Below are 19,413 nucleotides of genomic sequence, written 5' to 3'. Positions count from 1 at the left end.
GCAAATAGTGCCGATAGCCACGAGTCGTCGGCTCTGCTGGCCTGGCAGACGGCGGGCCGAATGCCGCCAATCCCATGCAGACAAGATCAAAACGCCCAGTAAGAGCGTGTTTGAGAAGGTCTGCTGTGGACGGTGTGGCGGCATGACATCCACCAGATCGACGGGCAGGGCGGCCCGGTGTCTAGGCGCCGTGGCTACCCGTCTGACCTGACTGACGCCCAGTGGGCGCTGATCGAGCCGCTGTTGCCGGAGCCGAACACGGACGGCCGCAGGGAGAAGCATCCGCGGCGGGAGATCGTCAATGCGATCCTGTACGTGGTGCGGTCCGGATGTCCGTGGCGGTACCTGCCGGCGGATCTGCCGCCGTGGCAGACGGTGTACTGGTACTTCACTCGGTGGGAAGAAGCTGGCGTCACCGAGAAACTCATGCACACGCTGCGGCTCAAGGCCCGGGTGCAGCAGGGCCGTGACCCGCAGCCGTCCGCGGGGATCATCGATTCCCAGAGCGTGAAGGGCGCCGACACCGTCGGCCGGGACAGCCGGGGCTACGACGCGGGCAAGAAGATCAACGGACGGAAGCGGTTCATCGTCACCGACACCCTGGGACTGCTGATCACCGTGACCGTCCTCGCGGCGAGTTGGCAGGACCGCGACGGCGCCAAAACTGCACTGCTCAGCGCGTACCTGGCCACACCGATCCGGCATGTCTTCGCCGACCAGGGCTTCACCGGCCGACTCGTCGACTGGGCACGCGACATCCTGCGCACCACCGTCGAGATCGTCCGCAAACCCGCCGACCAGCGCGGATTCGCCGTGCACCCGCAACGGTGGGTGGTCGAGCGGACCCTGGCCTGGTTCACCAACTGCCGCCGACTCGCCCGCGACTACGAACGCCACCCCGAAGTCTCCGAAGCCATCATCCGCTGGGCCGCAATCGCCGGCATGAGCCGCCGCATCACCCGCGGCCAACCCGCCCGCCGACAACCCCGCCGCACCTTGACCTGGCCCTGACCAACCCCATCTCAAACACGCTCTGAGCTGGGCCTTTTATGCGGCTCGTTCGTACTCGTTGATCAGCCCGCCGGGGACGGGCCGGCGTTTGATCCCTTGGTGAGTCAGGTCAACGACGGGCCGGTCGGAGCGTGGGGGCCGCAACTGCTGCGCCCGATGCGGACGCCGCCCGTTGTAGTGGCGGGCGTATAGATCGAGTGTCCGCGCTGCCGCTGCCGCTGCCGCTGCCGCAGCCCGGCGAGGGCCTGGCTGAACGCGCTGGTCAGACCGGTTGCGTCCGCGAGATCGGCCAGCAGTCGGGCACCGGCGTGGTTGACCACGCCCCGCCCGTCACCGGTGACCACGATCTTTGGACGTGTTGGGGTAGCCTGCACCCTGCAGGTGCCTTCCGTGACGGGATGATCAGGACTCTCGACAAGCCCTATTTTCCCAGATCAGAAGGCACTTCTGCGTTTCCAGCCCAGCCCATGGACAGCCGTTAACGAAGGGCTGAGGCTAACGATCTTCGAAATGCCAAGCCACCGCGTTGAGCGAGTTTTGGCACGGTACAGGGCGCGCCGATCACCAGGCGCAGGGTGTGTAGTCCTTGAGGAAGCAGCCGTATAGGTCTTCGCCCTGTTCGCCGCGGACGATCGGGTCGTAGACCCGGGCCGCGCCGTCGACCAGGTCCAGCGGGGCGTGGAAGCCGGCGTCCGCAAGCCGCATCTTCGTCGGGTGGGGCCGCTCGTCGGTGATCCAGCCGGTGTCGACGCTGGTCATGAGGATGCCGTCGGTCAGCATCTCCTGGGCGCTGGTCCGGGTCAGCATGTTCAGCGCGGCCTTGGCCATGTTGGTGTGCGGGTGCCCTGGCCCCTTGTAGCCGCGGGCGAACTGGCCCTCCATCGCCGACACGTTCACTACGTACTTGCGGCGGGCGGCCGCCTCGGCCATCGCCGGTCGCAGCCGGCTGACCAGCACGAACGGCGCAGTCACGTTGCACAGCTGCACTTCGAGCAGCTCGACCGGGTTCACCTCGTGCACCCGCTGCACCCAACTGTTGACCGGGTCGAGGTCCGGCACCAGACCGCCGGCGTCGATGGCGCTGGCCGCCGCGATCCGTTCCGGCGAGGCGGAGCCGCTGGTCAGCGCCAGCGCGGTGAGCTCGTCCGGAGTGATCGCAGGCGACTTCGGCGGGGCGATCAGCCTGCCCGCCGGGTCGCCCCGGCCGTCCGGTTTGGCGAACGTGATCATCTCCGGCAGCGGGCCGTCCGGCAGGGCCGCCGCCTCCGCGGCGACGAGTTGCGCGTACGCCTCGGGCGTGCGGCGGACGGTTTGCGCCGCGTTGTTGATCAGGATGTCGAGTGGTCCTTGGCCGCTGACCGAGTCAGCGAGGGCGATCACCTGGGCGGGGTCGCGCAGGTCGATCCCGACGATCCGCAGGCGGTGGAGCCAGTCCCCGCTGTCGGGCATCGCGGCGAATCGGCGGACGGCGTCGTGGGGAAACCGTGTGGTCACCGTGGTGTGCGCGCCGTCGCGCAGCAGCCGCAGCGCGATGTACATGCCGATTTTCGCCCGGCCGCCGGTGAGTAGCGCGCGCCGGCCGGTCAGATCGGTGCGGGCGTTGCGGCGCTCCCGGTTGAGCGCGGCGCACGGCGGGCAGAGCTGATGGTAGAACGCGTCCACCTCGCGGTAGCGCTGCTTGCAGACGTAGCAGCCGCGCGGATTGTGCAGGAAGCCGGCCGTGGCACCCACGGTCGGGGAGGCGAGCGGATTGCCCTGGGTCTCATCGTCGATCCGGCCCGGGGCGCCGGTGGCGGTGGCCGCCGTTACCGCGCGGTCGGCCGCCGCTACGGCATCCCGCCGTTCCTCACGTCGCCGCTGCTTGATCATTTTGTAGAGCTTCGCGGTGGCCCGCTGCACCCGCACCACGTCGGGGTGATCGGGAGGCAGGTCCTCCAACGCCTCAAAGACGCTGAGACAGGTCTCCAGCCGGGTCGGGTCAATGCCGTATTGACCGGTTTCCGCAATTTTGTCCGCCGCCATGCCGTCGCTGTCTCGTCCCGTTCCCTGCGCCGGATCTACCCGGCCCACCCCAAGTCCGACCCGGAACTGTACGCACTGCACGGCCTCCGGCGCATCCCGCGCCTGCTCATCAGTCCGAAGACCGTCGAGGCCAACCTCACCCGGGTCTATCTTCAGATCAGAAGCCCGTAGCCGGAACGCCGGTAACGGGGGGTGTCCCTATGGGTTTGGTCAAGTCCCGGAAGGGGCCGACGTTAACCGGTGGGTGAGGTCGTCGAGGCAGGCGGTGAGGTCGGCGGTGGTGGACATTTCGTAGTGGGTGCTGGTGACGGTGCCTGTGGAGATCTGGGCGAGGTCGAGTTCGGCTTCGCCGCTGGTCCAGACGGTCAGTTGGGCCTCGTGGTCGGTGGTGGTGCAGAGGAGCCAGGCCGCTGACTTGTCGCGGGTGGGTCCGCGGTGCAGTTCTCATTGCACGCCTGCGCTGCTCCATTGGCTGGCGCGGGCGGTGACGGCATCGGCGAAGTCGTCGAGGTCCAGGTCCATCACGTCGCTGATGCTAGGGCCGGCAGTGGCCGGGGCTGGTAGGAGATCTTGTCGCGGAGCATGGCGAACAGGACGTCGCAGCGGCGGCGGGCCAGGCAGATCAGGGCGGCGTTGTGTCTTTTGCCTTGGGCCCGTTTGCGGTCGTAGTAGGCGCGGCTGACCGGGTCGGCCAGGGCGGCGAACGCGGCGAGGAAGAAGGCGCGTTTGAGCTGTTTGTTGCCGCCCCGGGCGGGGTGCTCGCCGCGGATCGAGCTGCCGCAGCGGCGGGTGACCGGGGCCAGGCCGGCGTAGGCGGCCAGGTGTCCTGGGCTGGCGAACGAGCTGCCGTCGCCGACTTCGAGCAGGATGCGGGCGGCGGTCCTGACGCCGATGCCGGGCATCGAGGTCAGGACCTCGGCGAGAGGGTGCGCATCGAGCATCCTGTCCACCTCGTCGGCGACCTGGTCACGCTGCTGGAGCACGTCGTGCAGGCTGTCGGTCAGCCGCGGCAGGATCGTCTCTGCCGCGACGGTGCCGGGAACGATCACGGTCTGCTCGTCGAGAGCGGCCATGATGCGCTCGACGAGGCGCTCGCCCATGCGGGGTGCGTTCTTGTTCGCGATCGAGGTGAGCTTGCGGCGGCCGGCTTTGCGTAGCCCGGCAGGGCCGCCGCAGCGTGACAGCAGCTCGAGAACGGCCTTGTGCTGGATGTTCCTTGCCCAGTGCTCGTTCCAGGGCCGGGTGGATCTGGGTGAGCAGGCCGCGGATGCGGTTGGTCAGCCGGGTGGCCTCGCCGGCCAGGTCGTCGTCGAAGCCGACGAGGACTTCGAGCTCGGCGAGGGCTTCGTCGCCGGCGTCGACGCGGCGCAGCGTGTGTGGCAGGGTGCGGGCGGCGTCGGCGATCACGTAGGCGTCACGGGCGTCGGTCTTCGCACTACCGGGGTGCTGGTCGGCGATCCGACGCATCGCCAGTCCGGGCAGGCAGGCCGCCTGATGACCGCAGGCCCGGGCGACCGCGACCGGCAGGGCGCCGATGGAGGCGGGCTGGTCGACCACCACGAGGACCCGGCCGTGGCGGGCGAGCTTGTCGAACACCTGCCGCAACTTTGCCTCGGTGTTGACCAACACCGCGTCGTGCAGCCGCTTGCCGTCCCGCGGTCAGAACTGTGACGGTGCCTGTAGCGAAGGTCCCTATTGGGACACGTCTGCACCGGTCGGGGGACCGAGGTTGTCGATCATGCGGAAGTGATCATGCTGGCGGAGTTGTCAAGTCGGGCTTCGTGGTCGCGAGGAATGCTCCCTCGGCAGCGCGTCCCAAGATCGAGTAATGGACATCGCCGCCCTGTCGGTGATTCGAGCGGGCCGCCGCTACGTCGTCCCAGTCGGGAGCCGGCGCCACCGAGATCGTCCATCGGACAAGCGGTGGTGGGCTGCGGCACGATCGAACTACCTGGTCGACGCGGTGTTCAACTACCCGGCCCTGGCCGAGGCGTACAAGGTGGCCGCCTTGGACGCGGCGAGCAAGATCCGGAACATTACCCGAATCAACGGATAGCGCCCCGCTGCTCCGGGGCGCGGCACCGTCGTCGCTGGTCAGGGCCGGTCACGTCGGGGTCCGCGTCGAGCCGGTTCCGGTACCGCCCCGACGCCCGGCCGGCGGCCGTTGCGCCATGCGTTCTCGCCGTGACACGATCTCGCCGACGAGATCGTCATCGATCGATCGGGGAGGTGAACCATGGCGCGGAAACTGCGTTACGCGGCGGCCTGGATGACCGGCCGCACGCGGGTCAGCGGGCGCTACCCGTACTGGTTCTACAACTACCAGTGAGCCGTACCCGTCACCACGTCCGTCAGCGACCGTAGACGACACGCGCACAGGACCCCGGCCCCGGGGTCCTGTGTTCTTCTTCCCGGGGGAGCGGATGGCAGACGGCGAGCGACCCGGCCGGCCGCCGGGCCCGCGCGGGCACTGGCTGACCGGCAACACCACCGAGTACGACGCCGACCGGATCGGCTTCCTACGCCGCTGCCACCGCGAGTACGGCGACGTCTTCTCCTTCGACGAGCGGACGGTCTTCGTCGCCGACCCGGACCTGGCCCACGAGGTGCTCGCCCGCACCAACCACAGCTTCGTCACCGAACTCGCCCCGTTCGGCAACCGACCCGACGTCGACCGGGCCGCCGAGGAGGCCGACGCCTGGATGTCGGCCCGCCGTACCGTCTGGCCGGGGCTGAACCGGGCCGCCGCCGGCGCGGCCGACCGCCGTACCGTCGAGTTGTTCGACACCGTCACCGACGCCACCGCCGGCCGTGAAGTCGACGTCCTGACCGTGATGCGCGACTTCACCGCCCACGCCGTCGCGGACTACTGCTTCGGCGCGGACGCCGCCGGGATCCCCGCACTGCTCGCCGAGAACCTCGACGTCACCGCACCCTTCACCGCAACGTCGTTCCAGTTCCCCGCGTGGTTCCCGCTCCCCCGGCACCGCCGCTTCTTCCGCGTGCACCGGCGTACGGTCGAGACGCTGACCGGGATCGTCCGCCGCCGTCGCGCTGCCTCCGGGCCGCCGGAGCGCGACCTGCTCGCCCTGCTATTGGCGGTCGATCCGCCGCTGTCCGACCACACGGTGACCGCGACGCTGCGCGGCATCCTGATGGGCGGCCACGGCATTCCCGCCGCCGCCCTGGTCTCCGTCGTCCGGGAACTCGCCCTGCGCCCCCGGCTCCTCGCCGACCTGCGCGCCGAGCCGGGCGGCCCGGCCGACGGCGACGCCCCGCCGACCGCGCGGCTCCCGTTGGCCGAGGCCGTGGTCCGGGAAGTGCTCCGGCTCTACCCGCCGGTATGGCTGATGACCCGTACCGCCCACGCCGACGCCACCGTCGGCGGGTGGTCGCTGCGCCCCGGAGACGAGGCGCTGCTAAATCCGTACCTGATCCAGCGGGACCCCCGGTGGTGGTCGCGACCCGACGAGTTCGACCCCGGCCGGTGGGCACCAGGCTGCCCGGTGCCGGGGCGGGCGTACCTGCCGTTCGGGGCCGGTCCCCGGGTCTGCCTGGGCTCGACGCTGGCGCTGCGGCAGCTCACCCTCGCCACCTCCCGCCTGGCGCAACGGTTCACCGTCGAGTCGCCGAACGCCACGACGGCGACCCCGAGGTTCCTCGGCCGGCTCGCCCCGGCGGGCCTGCGCGCCCGCTTCGTCCCGCGTACCTAGTGCGGTGTCCACTAACGTTCACCGGGTTTCTGGTGGGTGTTGTGGATCCTCGCTGTGATGGGCGAGCGACTCCCCACCGTCTGGTGGTGGGGCGGGCCACCGCTGGCCAACTGACCCGTCGCGTCGCCTGGGTGGGCGGCGGGGGTCACGTCGGGACTGGCCGGCACCGGGGAGGTGTCGGCCGGCTCGACGGTGCGTGACCACCTGCGGCAGCACGACGGGTGCTGTCGTGGTGGTGGGTCCCCCGCCCGGTGCCCGGGTGGCGATGGTGGCGGCCGCGGTCAGGTCGCGGTGCCCGGTGTATCCGCAGTGCGGGCAGGTGAAGACCCGCCCTCGTGGTTTTGGTACCCGCCGGTGGCAGGTGGGGCAGGTCGACGAGGTGCCACGCTCATCAACAAGGTGGACGGTGACGCCGGCGAGGGTGGCCTTGTCAGTGAGGATCTGGATCGCGCGGCCGATCTGCCACTGCCGCAGCCGCAGGTTGTGCCGCCGTCCCGCTGGCAGGTCGAGGACGCCTCGGGGGTCGCCGACGTGCAGCACCCCGATCCGCTGCTGGACGGCCCAGCCGATCACGGTCTTCGCGGCTTCGTGATAGGCCTGCCGGACCCGCCGCCGATGCCGGCCCTCGATCTGTCGGGCCCGGCGGCGGTAGCGTCGCCACCGCCGGGAACCCTTCTGCCCCGGTTTCGGGGCGCGGCGGGCGACCGCCCGGCGGCGGGCTTTCGTGTCGGCCAGGTGCATCCGATGCTCGGCACGGATCGCCCGACCGGACACCAGCAGCCCCTGCCCGTCGGAGCCGGCCACCGCGTACGGATGGATGATCCCGAGATCCACACCGGCCACCCGGCCCGGGACCGGCTCTTCCCCGGGCGGATAGACGGTCACCGGAATCTCGGCGGTCACGTCGAGGAACAGCCGGCCGCCCTCACACAGCAGGGTGATCGACCGAACCTGCTCGACCGGGTAGGGCAGGTCGCGTGCCAGCCGCACCTCCAACCCGGGGCTGCCTTTCGCACACGGAATCCGCACCCGCCGGTCGGTGATGCTGAACGTGCCGTGATACCACCGCACCGGCATCAGAGCACGCCGCCGACGCGGAAACCGGACTGCGGCGTCGCCGGCCTTGCGGCGTTTCGCCGCCGCGAACCAAGCATCCGAAAACCGACGCAACACCGACCGGGCACCCGTCGAATCCAGGCCACCGAACGTCCCCGGACCAGACACCGCCAACTCGCGGCACAACTCCTGATAACCCACCAACGGCGTGTCCTGACGGCGACGTCGCCAGGCGTTGACCTCCAGCACACAGGCCCAGACGTCACCAGCCGAACACAGCAGACCGAAACACCGCCGCCGCTGACCCGACGTCACCCGCAACCCCACCCGAGCCGTCCGATACACCACCGCCGGCGCGGCAGAAGCACGACGACGAGGCACACCCGGGACTCAACACCACCCGTACGACACTTTCCCGGCCACCACCAACCCGGCCAACGTTAATGGACACCGCACTGGCGGCCGGCGCCCGGACCGCTGGTGGCCGGCGGTCTCGCTGTGCCGACCCCGCGGAATCTGCGGCAATGAGCATTTCCCGGGCCAGCGTGGCGACGTCGCGAATGGTGACGATGCGGACCGGGTGATGCCCGGGTAGCGCTACCGGTTCACCTCCGTCACCCGCCGGCGATACATTCGGTGCATGCACGACCACGGTGTGTCCGGACTCTTTGCTCATCCCACAGGACGAGTGGCACCGGGTGCAGCACACCGCAATCCCCGTACGCTTCGAACCCCGCGACGTGCTCCTGCGCCAGGGCGAAACCTGTACCGTGCCAGAACTCGATGCACCGCCGTTGAACTCGGGATTCGTTGCTTCAGGTCAGGCCGCTCGCCGGTACTCGTTGATCACGCCGCCGAGGATCCGTCGTCGCCGTAGCGGGGCGTTGATCGGGACGACGAGGGCCGGGTCATGGTCCGGCAGGCGTTGGGCCAGGCTCTGGTGTGGACGGTGCCCGTTGAAGTGGGCGGCATATTCGTCGTGGGCCCTGCAGGCGTGCTGCTCGTTGTAGATCAGGATCCGGTCCGTGCACTCGGAACGGACGCTGCGGATGAACCGTTCCGCGTAGCAGTTGGCCTGCGGAGTCCGTGGAGGAATCTTGACCACGTTGACGCCGTCGGCGGCGAACACCGCGTCAAAGGACTGGGTGAACTTCGCGTCGCGGTCACGGATGAGGAACCGGAATGCCGTGATCCGATCGCCGAGGGCCATGACCAGGTTGCGGGCCTGCTGGCTGGTCCAGGCTGCGGTCGGGTGTTCGGTGAAGCCGAGGACGTGCACCCGACGGGTGGCGACCTCCACCACGAACAGGACGTACAGTCCGCGCAGGGTGATGGTGTCGAGGTGGAAGAAGTCGACCGCGAGCAGGCCAGCTGCCTGGGCAGGAAGGAACGTCCGCCACGACGTGTCGACGCCTCGCGGGGCCGGGCCGATCCTGGTAGTGGCAAGGATTCGGCGGATCGTGCCAGCACCGGCCCGGTGGCCGAGCCCGACGAGTTCGCCTTGGATCCGGCGATGTCCCCAGCCCGGATTGTCCCGGGCCAACCGCATGACGAGATCCCGGGTGTCGTCGCTGACCGGCGGGCGGCCCGTCCGGTTCGGATAGGTCCAGTGCCGTTTCACCAGACGGCGGTGCCAGGTCAGCAGCGTGGCGGGGGTGACGATCCGGTGCTCACGCAGCGTGTGGGGCAGCGGCCTGTTCAGCGCGGACAGCACGGCTCGATCCGGCCAGGACGGCCTCGCCCGACCGACCTGGCGGCGCAACACGGCAACTTCATGCCGCAGTACCAGCAGCTCTGCGGTCTTCGCGGCGTCGCCTTTGGTAAGGAGAGCGAGCCAGCCGAACACCCCGACCATGATCAGATACAGCAATTTGACAGCCATGAACGCGATCATGCGGCAGTCCGCGAAACGCCAGCCCACGGCCTGTGCGTCGGGTTCTGGCACCGTACAGCATCACGTCATGCCGCCGGCATCCGCCTCAAGTGCGTTGGCGCGCGTCAGTGGCCGTTGGCGGCCGTGTCGTGCCGGTCAGGCGGGTCGTGGCCCCGGACCGGTGTCCCGGGTCTGTTCAAGAGGTGGTCAGCGAGTAGGCCGGCAGTGGCGTGTTCCCACGGTCCTTCGCCAGGGACCGGAGCACATCCGCCTGGCTTTGTATCAGGTCCCGTACCGCTTGCGGCAGCTCAGCCATCCGGTCGACATCGTCGAGCAGTGTCAGGCAGGCGTTCACCTCCCAGTCGCCGTCCTGTAGGGAGGCGGTGTCCACGGCCTGTCCCGGGACGGGGCGCCAGCCTGCCGTCGGGAGAATCCGGAGCAGACTTTCGTGCGAGAACGGCGTGCGCACATTGCCTCCGCTCCGCGACCCGCTCGCCTCGAACTGGCCCTGGATTAGGACGGCCAGCAGGTGGGGCAGTTGGTCGGCCGAGCTGGGTGCGAGGTCCCACTCGGTGAAGCACAGGGTCCGTGCCCACCGGCGGATCCGGGCAAGGCTCTCCCGCAGCTGGTCCAGGGAGGCGAAGTACCAGGAGCAGTGTGCCAGGACGGCGTAGTCGAACCCGCCGCTGGGGAAAGTGACCGCCTCGTCGAGGATGTCCAGGCTGAAGTGGAATTCGATGCGGGAGCCCAGTGGTGTCGTCTTGAGGTGCTCTGCCGACTGGCCCAAGGTGATTGGGGTGCCGTACGACGGATCGGCGATGTCGACGGCGACCACGCGGCCCTGCGGGCCGACGGCCTCGGCCAGGACGGCCGTCATGTCGCCCTGTCCGCAGCCGATTTCCAGGACCGATGCTCCGGCTGGGATGCCCCAGCCGGAGACGAGTGCGGCCCGGTAGCGGGTCTGGGTCAGCTGTATGTCGGGGCTCACATCGGCGGCGGCCATGGCGGCCGCGATCGAAGGCGCCTTCGTCATGAGATCGGTCTTGTTCACAGAGTCCTCCGCCGGGCTCTCCGGGTGTCGTGCATGTCGAGGCCGCTGTTGTGCAGGCGGGGCTGACGCCGGTCGTTGATCTCCAGAAGCTACCAGAAATGGCTGACCACTCAGGCATGGTCAACCTCTCAAGACGGTGAAGCCGAACCAGACTGGCTGAGACAGCACCCGCAATCCATTCGCCAGGGAGCCAGAGCAACACCACGCTCGGATCGAGGTCCATCAGCAGCAGCCGATCCGAATCTGTCGGGTAGGCGTCGGCTCCTTCTTAGCCGCCATGCGAAGGCTGACAGCCAGGGCGGCACGATCACTGCCGATCCGGGAGGCCGGGTCGTGCGGGTTTCAGCGCGGGTGAGCACTGAGGATTCGCGCGAGAAGGGCGTCGTGTTCCTGGTAGACCGCGGCCGTTGCGACAGCGAGCGCATTGGGCGGCTCACCTTCGCGCAGCCTGGGCCGGGGTGTAGGCGGCGGGTGATGTCGAGCTTCGGAGGCGGTGTCGTCGTCCATCGCGACAAGTTCGGCGCCATAGGTCGATGCGACGACCGCCGCGATCTGCCTGCCGGCGGTGTCGATGTCCCCGGCATATCGCAGACGCACGCCGTGCGCGACAGCGAGTTGAAATAGCACATGATCGATCGCGCGTAACTGGCCGCTGGTGCAGGCGATCGGTTGCCGCACTCCGGCAGTGAAAGCGATCTCCATGACCGACGGGTTCTCCACGACCGTCAGGGTTTGCGGCGCGAGAACGGGCGGATGGTGTACGAGGTCGAGCAGGGTGAGCGCCACCGGGGCCGGTGAATCACGCAGTCGCCGGTCGATCGGTCCGTGGCCGACAACGTCGACGTTGAAGAGCAGGACGGTCGCGGAGAGCCGGTCGGCGATGACACCGACGGTGGCCAGCAGCGCGCGCACAAGATCCGGCCGATCCGGCTCGGTTTGGCCGGTGCGTTCGGCGACCGCAGCCACGAGGCGGCTGCCGTTGAGGGTGGTCAGGTCGAAGTAGTGCGGGTCGCCGGTGATGTCGTGGGCGAGCTTCGCCAGAGGTACCGGTGGCCGGGCTGGAATGCGTCGCAGGGCTGCGGCGAGCGCGGCGATGCTGTGCCGGATCTCGGTATCGTCCTCGCCGACGCCGGTGACCCGCATGCGGGCGACGAGCTGCGGCAGGTCGGGAAGCTCCTCGGTCGCGTACTGCCACAGCTGCGCACGACGGTCCGCCGCGGCCAGCGTAGTGGCGCTACGGTCGATGACCGGTTCCCCCACCGCTTTTTCGACCAGTGCGATGAGCGTTGCCCGATCGATGTCGAGCACGGCGAGGAGTTCTCGCAGTGGGACTGTGGCGGTATTGCTGGACACGGTGACGGCGGATGTGCCGCGGCGCCGGCGTGTGGAGGTGTCGAGCCAGGTCCGCAGTTGCGCGATACCGGCTGTGCTCAGTGCCAGGACCCGAACCGTGTTGATCGCCTCGGGGCGGGTGCCGGCGCAGAGACGTCCGTGGACGGCGCGCCACAGCGGATGAAGGTCGACGTCTTCCGCCAGGTAGGTGAGGTCAGCCGGCATCGTTCAGTGTCCGGCCGAAGTCGTGTCTGCGGTAGGTGCGGCGAGGGGTAGGGGTGTCGGTTCCCCGCTGCCCTTCCACAACCACGGGACGGTGACGCGGTGCCGGCCGTCGGTGATGACTTCGTGCACGACGATGTGCTGAGCTTCGCGTTTGATCAGCGGGGCGATGGTGGGTGTGGTCGCGAGGACGTCGAAATTCCAGGTTCGCAGCAGGTTGAGGATCTGGCGCAGGTTGCGGTCGTCGAAGGCAGCGTCGATCTCGTCGATGGATAGCAGGCGAGGTCCCTGGTAGGTGTTGCCGGAGTACATCGACCAGGCGGCGGCCAGCAGCGGGAGCATCGTGGCGAGTCGGGATTCGCCGGTGGACAGGCCTTTGAGCGGGTTGGATCGGGCGTTTACCGGCTTGAACTGGTCGGCACCGAAGCTGCTGTGCGTGACGCTGATCTCCCAGTGGTGCCAGGAGCGGTAGTCGAAGGTGTGGGCGACCCGGTCGGTCCAGGTTTCCTCGCCGGCGTCCTCCATCCGTTCCCGCAGGATCTCGTACATCTGATCGAAGACCTCGTCGGAGGGCGGCGCTTTGAGCAGGGTGACCATTTGCTGGGAGTTGCCATCGTCGCGGACCTTCCAGTCGACCTGCACGCCGACGCGGGCCACACCGGTCCGGACGTTCTCGAGTGTGGCCCGGATCTGTCGGACAAGTTCCCTTGCCGCCTCGCGGCGGGTCTGGATGTCACGCCGCAGCTGGGTGAACATCGACGTCTTGAGAGTCGCTTTGACGTCCTGGCGCAGATCTCGTTCGAGGCCTTCGGCTGTCGCGCGGAGTGTCTCGGCGGCTTGCCGCAGATCCTCGCCGACGGCGGCGTTGGGTGCGGCGAGCGTGATGCGCCGCCACTCGGTGCCCTCGAGGGTGGTGCTGTCGAGCTGCTGATCGAACTCTGCGAGGGCCTGGTTGACGGACCGCATCGTGCTTTCGAGCTGCTTTTGCACCCGTTCCCGAGCGATCCTCAGGGTGTCCAGCCGGGCGCTGGTGGTGGGTTTGCCGGCGAGCAGTTGACGCGACCAGGTGAGTGCGGCGGTCAGGTTGGCCGGCCGGTTGTCGCTATCACGCGGCAGGGTTTCCGGCACTTCGGCGAAGCCGTGGGTGATCAGCAGGCACATCCGACCGAAGCAGTCGGTGCGGTGCTGGTCGGCCTCTCGACGACGTGGCGCGATCTTGTCGAGCGTGGTGGTGGCGGCGACCGCAGCATTGTCGTGCGTGCGGAACTCGGCCTCGCGTCGCTCGACCTCGGCCAGTTTGTCGGTCAGTTCGTCGGCGAGACTGTCTTTCGTCTGGCGTAGCTCGGCATATTCCGCCCCGTACAGCGCTCGGGTCTGCTCCATCCGGGCGTCCAATTCCTCGGCGGTGAGCCGGACCTGGTCCGCGGCGGCGACCGCTTTCTGGAACCGGATGGCGACCCGGTCCGCTGTCCGCTGCTCGCGCTGGGCTGTTGCGAGCAAGTCGAGGGTTCGCTGCCCGGCGCTCTGCCAGGCCTCGATCTGCTGCAGCAGGGTAGCGACCAGGTTCCGGTGCCGCCGTAGCACTTCTCGGTCGGTTGGCAGGATGGCGCCGTCGGGCAGCGTGGCGGCGGTATGCAGTGCGCGCAGCGCCGTGCGGACGCGGTCGCTGGCTTGCTGGTGCCGGCGGCGGTGCTCGTCGACCGAGGCGCGGGCGGCGGCCTCGTCCCGTTCGGCGGCGTCCTCATCACGGGTGGTGCGGCGCAACTGCTCCACGTCGGGGAATCGCTGTTCCTCGGCGGCGCACAGTTGCTGAGCCGTTCGGGCCTCGTTCCGCCGCTCGGTGGCTTCCGCCAGCTCCTCCCGCGCGGCGATCAGGGCATCGCCGGCGTCGGACTCGGATTGCCGGGATCGTCCTAGTGCGCCGGACGCCTCCTCAAGCCGTCGGCGGGCGGTCTCCACCGTCCGGTCTATGGCGTTGCGGACAGCGTCGAACTCGGCGAGCAGGCCGGTGAGCTGCGCTGCGGCGGTGGCCAGTGCCTGCGTGGTTTGCTGTTGAGCTTTCGCGACGCCGAGCTGCAGTTGGCTGACCTGCTCGCGTGCCACGGCAACCAGGTCGGCGGGCGGGAAGTCATCCCGCTCCCGGCGGGACGCGCGGACAGCGGCTTCAAGGTGTTCAACGCGTTGCTCCTCGGCATCGAGGTCGTGGCGCACGTTGGCCAGTCGCTGTTCGAGGTCGGCGACGAGCGCGAGCCGGGCGCGTTCGCGGGCGGTCCGGCCGATGAACGTGGCTCGGTAGTTTGGCGGAGCCGATGCGATCACGTTGCCGGTGCGCAGGTGCCCGATGCTGAGGTCGCTGCCGGCCAGGTCGATGGCGACGGCCTGCAGCAGCCATTCGACGTGCCGCGGGTCGGCGCCCGAGCCGTTCTCCGCAACGAGAGTGTCGGCGAGGCTCTGCCCGGCCGCGGGACGGTCGCCGGCGAGCACCAGGTCACCGTTGCCGACCAGGCGGTCGCCGGTGATCATCGCATCGAGCAGGCCCGCGGTCAGCAGGGCACCTTCGATACGGTCGGCCTGCTCGGCGCTGACGTGCTCGGCGAAAGCAACGGCGGCCCACAACGGCACGCCACGGCCCGGATCGCGCGGCGCCCGCCACGGCGGCGCTTGCGGCACCGGCAGCTGTTGCCGGGCCTGTTCGAGCTCGTCCTCGATCCCGGTGACTCGTTGCCTCGCATCATCGACGGCACGCCCTGCCTCGGCGATCGCGCCTTGCAGACCGCTGATGGCCGCCGAGTGGGCCCGTTCCAGATCGAGGAACGGCTGCCGCAGATCGATAGCGTCCGGATCGTCGGGCAGGTACACCGTTCGGCCGTCGAGGTGGACGAGCCCGGCGCGCCACCCGGCCACCTGACGGCTCCACTCGGTTGCTGCCTTGGTGGCGTCCACGCGGCCGTCCACCAGAGCTTGCTCAGCTGTCGCGGTGATGGCGTGGGCAGCGTCCACGGCGGCGTCATGGTCGGCTCGGGCCTGGCGTGCCTGTTCGTTGACGGCCGTACGGTCGAGGTCGGCCTGCGCCTGCGCGTCCTCCAGGTCACGTTGGGCCTGATCGGCGACTTGTTCGGCCTTACCCCGAGCCTGCGCGGCCCGGTGTGCCGCACCCTCGGCAATGTGCACGAGGCGGGTGCCGTGCACGACGTCCTGTTCCCGGGCTGCCAGGGCGATCCGTTCCCGTGTGGCGGTCCCGGCCTCATGCAGCCAGGCAACCAACCGGTCGGGGTCGATTCGGTCCTCGGCATCAGTCGTCAGGTCCGCCGGGACGGACGGAAGCTGGGCCCGGCGGCTGTCCCACCGGTCCAATTCGTCGAGGAGGTCCTGCTCGGCGGTACGACGTTCGGCGCGGGCATCGCCGGCACGGTCGGCGGCACGATCGTGGGCCTCCTCGGCGGTGCGGAGATGCCCAGCCTCGGCTCGTTGTTCGATCTGTGCCAAGTCGTGCTCGTGCAGCGTGGTGTCGATGCCGTTGAGGGTTGTCGTGCGCGTCTCGATCCAGCCGCGTGGTGTTTCGGCGATCTGGGCGAGGTCAGCCTTGGGTGGGTCCTGGTCGAGGCTGTTGTCTGCCGTGACCTGTTCGGTGACCTCGGTGAGACGATCGACGAATGCGTGCGCCCCGACGTCGGCGGCTGTCGCGCGTAGCCGCGAGCCGATCCCCGTCAGATGGCGCTGACTGTTGCGGACCTGATCTGCGGACTCCGCCGCTTGCTGTGCGGCGTGTTGCGACTCTTCCTGCAAGTCCAGGCCGGCTGCTTCCAGCTCGGATTGCTGCTTGCGTAGATCAGTGAGGCGTTCTTCGAGATGCGGAAGCTCGGCGCCGGCATGGTCACGCAGCGCGTCCTCGGCGGCCTGCAGCCGGCCGCGGACACCGGCGATCTCGCCGCGCAGTTCCTCGCGCCGGGCCTGCACACGCGCAGCCTGTGCCTGCGCCTCCGCCAACTGCTGCTCCGCGGTGCGCGCCTCGCGGGCGTGGTCGTCGAAAACGGTCTGGGCATTCGCCAGGCGGGCGGCCTCCTCGGCGATGATCGCGTCGATGTAGCGCTGGTATTGCTGCTCCGATTGTTCTAGCTGCCGAATCTCGGCACGGGCTTGCTTCAGTTGTGCCTCGAGGTCGGCGATGCGTTCCATGGTGTCGGCGATGAACTGCAACGCGCGAGGATCCAGCGCCGGGAGCGCCTCGGTCAGCACCGCGCGCATCTGATTCGGGGAGATCGCCTCTGCGGTGCGGACGCTGCGCAGGCTGCGCAACACTCCAACGAGAGCGTCGAACTGCACCGAGTCCAACGGCGCGAACAACGTCGTACGGATCGCGTCGCGGTACTGGTTCTCCTCGGCAAGGTTCACAAGGTCTCGGACCTTGGAGGTGAGGCGGTCGTGGGAGGTGAACAGGCGGCCATTCGCGGTGGCGACCTGTTCAGCGAGCCCTTCAATCGCTACCGGATCCCGCTGCTGGGCGAGGAAGAGGTCGGTGCCGACGCGGCCCGGCATGATGAAGAACGCCTTCTGCATGCCGCTGCTCTGCGAGCGCAGCCACAAGCCGGTCGTCAGGTAGCGAACGTCACCCGTGCCGCTGTCGCGGTAGCCGTACTCCAGCCACCACGCTCCGGTGCGGTCCTCCTTCGCGTTGCGGTCGGTGTGCCGGTCGATCAGCGTGCCGACGGCCTCACCAGACACCGACAGCGCCTTCTGCGACACCTCGCCGTCGAGCAGTACGGTGACCAGCATCGAGGCGGTCAAGGACTTACCGGATCCGTTCGGCCCGGCCAGCGCCAGCCAGCCATCGGCGAACATGAGCGTCTCGTCGGTCCACGCCCACGAGTTCACCGCACCGGCCCGGGTCGGCTGCCACCTATCGGCGGCGATCGGTCCGTCGTTCCAATTCGACACCGGGCCGGCGGTGTCGTGGCTTCCGGTTGGCTGTTGGCCCGGGCGCGCGATGAGAGTCACACCGGCCCCTCCCTCGTGTCCGAGTCAGCTTCCGTGCAGTGCCGGCCAGGACGAGCGGGCTGGCCATGCCGTGCCCGCACGCGCCACAGGTGCACGCCCGGCGTGATCAGCCACCGGTCTTCGTCGCCGGTGACCCCGAGCAGGCCGGCGGTGACCAGTTCCGCGGCAGCGGCCCGGGCCAGGACGGGCAGCTGTTCGGCATAGCCGGCCGCCCACCGTGGCATGTCTCGGCGGATCTCTTCGAAAAATGTCGTGACCTCATCGGCGGTTACCTCCGACGCGCCGTGGTGCGGCAGGTGCGACAGCAGGGCTAGCGCACCCTGACGCTCTGTCTTGCGGCCCTGAGGGAAGTCGAAGTCAGAGGCGGTTCCCGTCGGGTCGGTGATCTCCCACCAGTCGCGGCGCACACTGGCGACCAGCCCCAGCGCGGCTGCGATGTTCAACGCGCGTTCCCGGCCGGTCGAGGTGGCGAGGTAGCCGACCGGGTTCGGGTCGTCCTCCGGGTCAGCGGCCGGGTCGTCCGCCACCCGCCGCAGCGCGGTCAGCCGGCGCCCCTCCACGCTGGCCTGCCGTTGCACGACGGCGTCCGGCTCGGCGTCCGGAAGCGAAACCGCTGTCAAAGTGGCGACGTGCTGACTGGGGGCCCGGCTGCTCAACGACAACAGCGTCGGCGACAACGAGGCGAACTTGTTGGCGAGGCTGTCGCGGTCAGCGGTAATGAACACCTCCGCGTTCTCGTCTGTCACCGCCCGGTCCAGATCCGCGTCGACGCTGATCTCCCCGTCCACCTGCAGCAGCCTGATTGCATCCACAATGTTCGCCCGTGCGGCCTGTGCTTCACGCTTGCTGACCCCGTCCGCGGCCACGATCCGGAAAGCTGGTAGCCGACCCGTGGCCGCCTCCGCGGCGCACACCTGAGCCACCGATTGCAACAGCTCGCGCAGGCTGATCCGTGGACGTCGCCACAGCTGTTCACAGACCAGCGCGGCCAGCACCAGCACTTGAGCGGGAGCCAACTCGCCCCGTCCGCTGCGCCGCTGCAGCCGCGGTCCGCGATCGCCGGGAACATCGTCACGGCGCTTATGCAGGCGCACCATCCCACCAACGTCGTGAATGTGCAGGGTCCATCCCAGTTCTGTACGGAAGAAGTCGGTAATCTCCCGCCGGCCGCGCAGCACTACACGGTAGCGAACCGGATCCTCGGCCGAAGAGATCCGGCAGGTGAGGATCAGGTGGCGTGCCGCGTCAGCGAGATCCGGGTCGAGGAGCCGCTGGGTCATGCGGCGCCCTCCGTCAACACGACCTGCGGATCCTGGGCGGCTTCGGTCGGGGTCACGGTGATCAAGAGTTCCGGCGCCACCAGGGTCCCTTCGGCAAACCGGACCTGCAGGTGGGTCTCGGGGCGGCCCAACCGGACCCGGACGACCACGCTGGCACCCTCGGCATGGACTTCGCCGTATCCGGTCGCGGCATCAATCGTGTTGCGGGCTACTTCGATCGCGCCGAGCAGGATCACCAACGCCGGTGTCTCCAGACCGGTGAATTGACTCAGCGGCACTTCGCCGTCGGTGGCCAGCAACGCGCTGAAGCGTCGCCGGTTCGCCGCCGTGGCGGCGGCCTTCTCCAAAGCGGCAGCCCGGGCAGCACCGGCGTCCGGAACCTTGCGGGGACGGCCGCTGGAGCGACCGACGCGTTCGTGCTCGCGCAGGATCACATCCACCTGGTGCCGGCTGACCCCACCGGCTGCCAGGGTCGCGTGGGCGACGTCTTCTTCGGCCGTCCCGACGACCGCATGAACGGCAGGCCATTGGCCGAACGCGGCCGCGTACACCCGGCGGGCAGCATCGTCGTCCGGCTGGGCGTACAAGCTGTAGGCGAGTTCCCGGAAGTCGGCGGCCAGATCCGAGCCGCGCCGCAGGGCTGTGTAGCGTCGATCGATGGCCACCAGGAGGGTGTGCACGGCGCCGGCAGCCGAGGAGATCAGTCGCTGCACCGAACCCAAAGGGGCGAACCAGGCGGCCAGGTCGGACAGCCGACGCACCCGCTCGTCGATCCAGTCCTGCTGATCGCGGGCGTCAAGCAGGCCGGCGTGCATGGCGGCGGTCTCGACCAGCAGCCGGTGCCCGGCCGACTCCAAG

Annotated in this window: 11 protein-coding genes and 3 pseudogenes; 3 read left to right on the top strand and 11 right to left on the bottom strand. The window is 69.1% G+C overall.

Features of this window, described 5'->3' with window-relative positions; translation table 11 throughout:
• The first annotated feature begins 147 nt into the window (after positions 1 to 147).
• A complete protein-coding gene (locus AB0M52_RS00280) occupies positions 148 to 1,011 on the top strand; it encodes an IS5 family transposase (RefSeq protein ID WP_363946692.1) in 864 nt (287 codons plus the stop codon).
• 218 nt (positions 1,012 to 1,229) lie between these two features.
• Here the strand turns inward: AB0M52_RS00280 and AB0M52_RS00275 are convergent.
• The 4 genes and pseudogenes from AB0M52_RS00275 to AB0M52_RS00260 all read right to left on the bottom strand — a co-directional run.
• Positions 1,230 to 1,436 (bottom strand): annotated as a pseudogene (locus AB0M52_RS00275) (hypothetical protein); the annotation flags it as partial.
• A 136-nt stretch (positions 1,437 to 1,572) separates the two neighbouring features.
• Positions 1,573 to 3,033 (bottom strand): SDR family NAD(P)-dependent oxidoreductase, encoded by a 1,461-nt coding sequence (locus AB0M52_RS00270; protein WP_363946670.1) that lies wholly within the window; start codon positions 3,031 to 3,033, stop codon positions 1,573 to 1,575.
• A 210-nt stretch (positions 3,034 to 3,243) separates the two neighbouring features.
• Positions 3,244 to 3,555: pseudogene (locus AB0M52_RS00265) on the bottom strand (hypothetical protein).
• Positions 3,555 to 4,683 (bottom strand): annotated as a pseudogene (locus tag AB0M52_RS00260) (IS110 family transposase); the annotation flags it as partial. The pseudogenes AB0M52_RS00260 and AB0M52_RS00265, both read right to left, overlap by 1 nt.
• 178 nt (positions 4,684 to 4,861) lie before the next feature.
• On the opposite strand from AB0M52_RS00260, the gene AB0M52_RS00255 reads away from it, so the two are divergent.
• Positions 4,862 to 5,089: a hypothetical protein gene (locus AB0M52_RS00255; RefSeq protein ID WP_363946668.1), complete on the top strand. Its 228-nt coding sequence runs from the start codon at positions 4,862 to 4,864 to the stop codon at positions 5,087 to 5,089.
• 367 nt (positions 5,090 to 5,456) lie between these two features.
• Positions 5,457 to 6,746 carry a cytochrome P450 gene (locus AB0M52_RS00250; RefSeq protein WP_363946662.1) on the top strand — a complete coding sequence of 430 codons (1,290 nt, stop codon included), beginning with the start codon at positions 5,457 to 5,459 and terminating at the stop codon, positions 6,744 to 6,746.
• 18 nt (positions 6,747 to 6,764) lie between these two features.
• On the opposite strand, the gene AB0M52_RS00245 is transcribed toward AB0M52_RS00250, so the two are convergent.
• From AB0M52_RS00245 to AB0M52_RS00215, 7 genes are all read right to left on the bottom strand, one after another.
• Positions 6,765 to 8,117 (bottom strand): transposase, encoded by a 1,353-nt coding sequence (locus AB0M52_RS00245; RefSeq protein WP_363946659.1) that lies wholly within the window; start codon positions 8,115 to 8,117, stop codon positions 6,765 to 6,767.
• Positions 8,118 to 8,622: 505 nt separating this feature from the next.
• Positions 8,623 to 9,684, bottom strand: coding sequence for an integrase core domain-containing protein (locus AB0M52_RS00240; protein WP_363946656.1), 1,062 nt, complete (start codon positions 9,682 to 9,684; stop codon positions 8,623 to 8,625).
• Between the two features lie 187 nt (positions 9,685 to 9,871).
• Complete coding sequence (locus AB0M52_RS00235; RefSeq protein WP_363946654.1) at positions 9,872 to 10,726, bottom strand: class I SAM-dependent methyltransferase; 855 nt, start codon at positions 10,724 to 10,726, stop codon at positions 9,872 to 9,874.
• Between the two features lie 342 nt (positions 10,727 to 11,068).
• Positions 11,069 to 12,283 carry a TIGR02679 domain-containing protein gene (locus AB0M52_RS00230; protein ID WP_363946652.1) on the bottom strand — a complete coding sequence of 405 codons (1,215 nt, stop codon included), beginning with the start codon at positions 12,281 to 12,283 and terminating at the stop codon, positions 11,069 to 11,071.
• Positions 12,284 to 12,286: 3 nt separating this feature from the next.
• Positions 12,287 to 17,275 carry an SbcC/MukB-like Walker B domain-containing protein gene (locus tag AB0M52_RS00225; RefSeq protein ID WP_363946649.1) on the bottom strand — a complete coding sequence of 1,663 codons (4,989 nt, stop codon included), beginning with the start codon at positions 17,273 to 17,275 and terminating at the stop codon, positions 12,287 to 12,289.
• Positions 17,272 to 18,555: a DUF2398 family protein gene (locus tag AB0M52_RS00220; protein ID WP_363946646.1), complete on the bottom strand. Its 1,284-nt coding sequence runs from the start codon at positions 18,553 to 18,555 to the stop codon at positions 17,272 to 17,274. The genes AB0M52_RS00225 and AB0M52_RS00220 overlap by 4 nt, the downstream gene beginning before the upstream one ends.
• Complete coding sequence (locus AB0M52_RS00215; RefSeq protein ID WP_363946643.1) at positions 18,552 to 19,412, bottom strand: DUF2397 family protein; 861 nt, start codon at positions 19,410 to 19,412, stop codon at positions 18,552 to 18,554. The genes AB0M52_RS00220 and AB0M52_RS00215 overlap by 4 nt, the downstream gene beginning before the upstream one ends.
• Between the last annotated feature and the right edge of the window lies 1 nt (position 19,413).

It is taken from the genome of Micromonospora sp. NPDC051296 (assembly GCF_040682255.1).
In the GTDB taxonomy this organism is placed as follows: domain Bacteria; phylum Actinomycetota; class Actinomycetes; order Mycobacteriales; family Micromonosporaceae; genus Micromonospora; species Micromonospora craterilacus.
The sequence above is the reverse complement of the archived record's forward strand: the minus strand, read 5'-3'. Positions and strand labels throughout refer to the sequence as shown.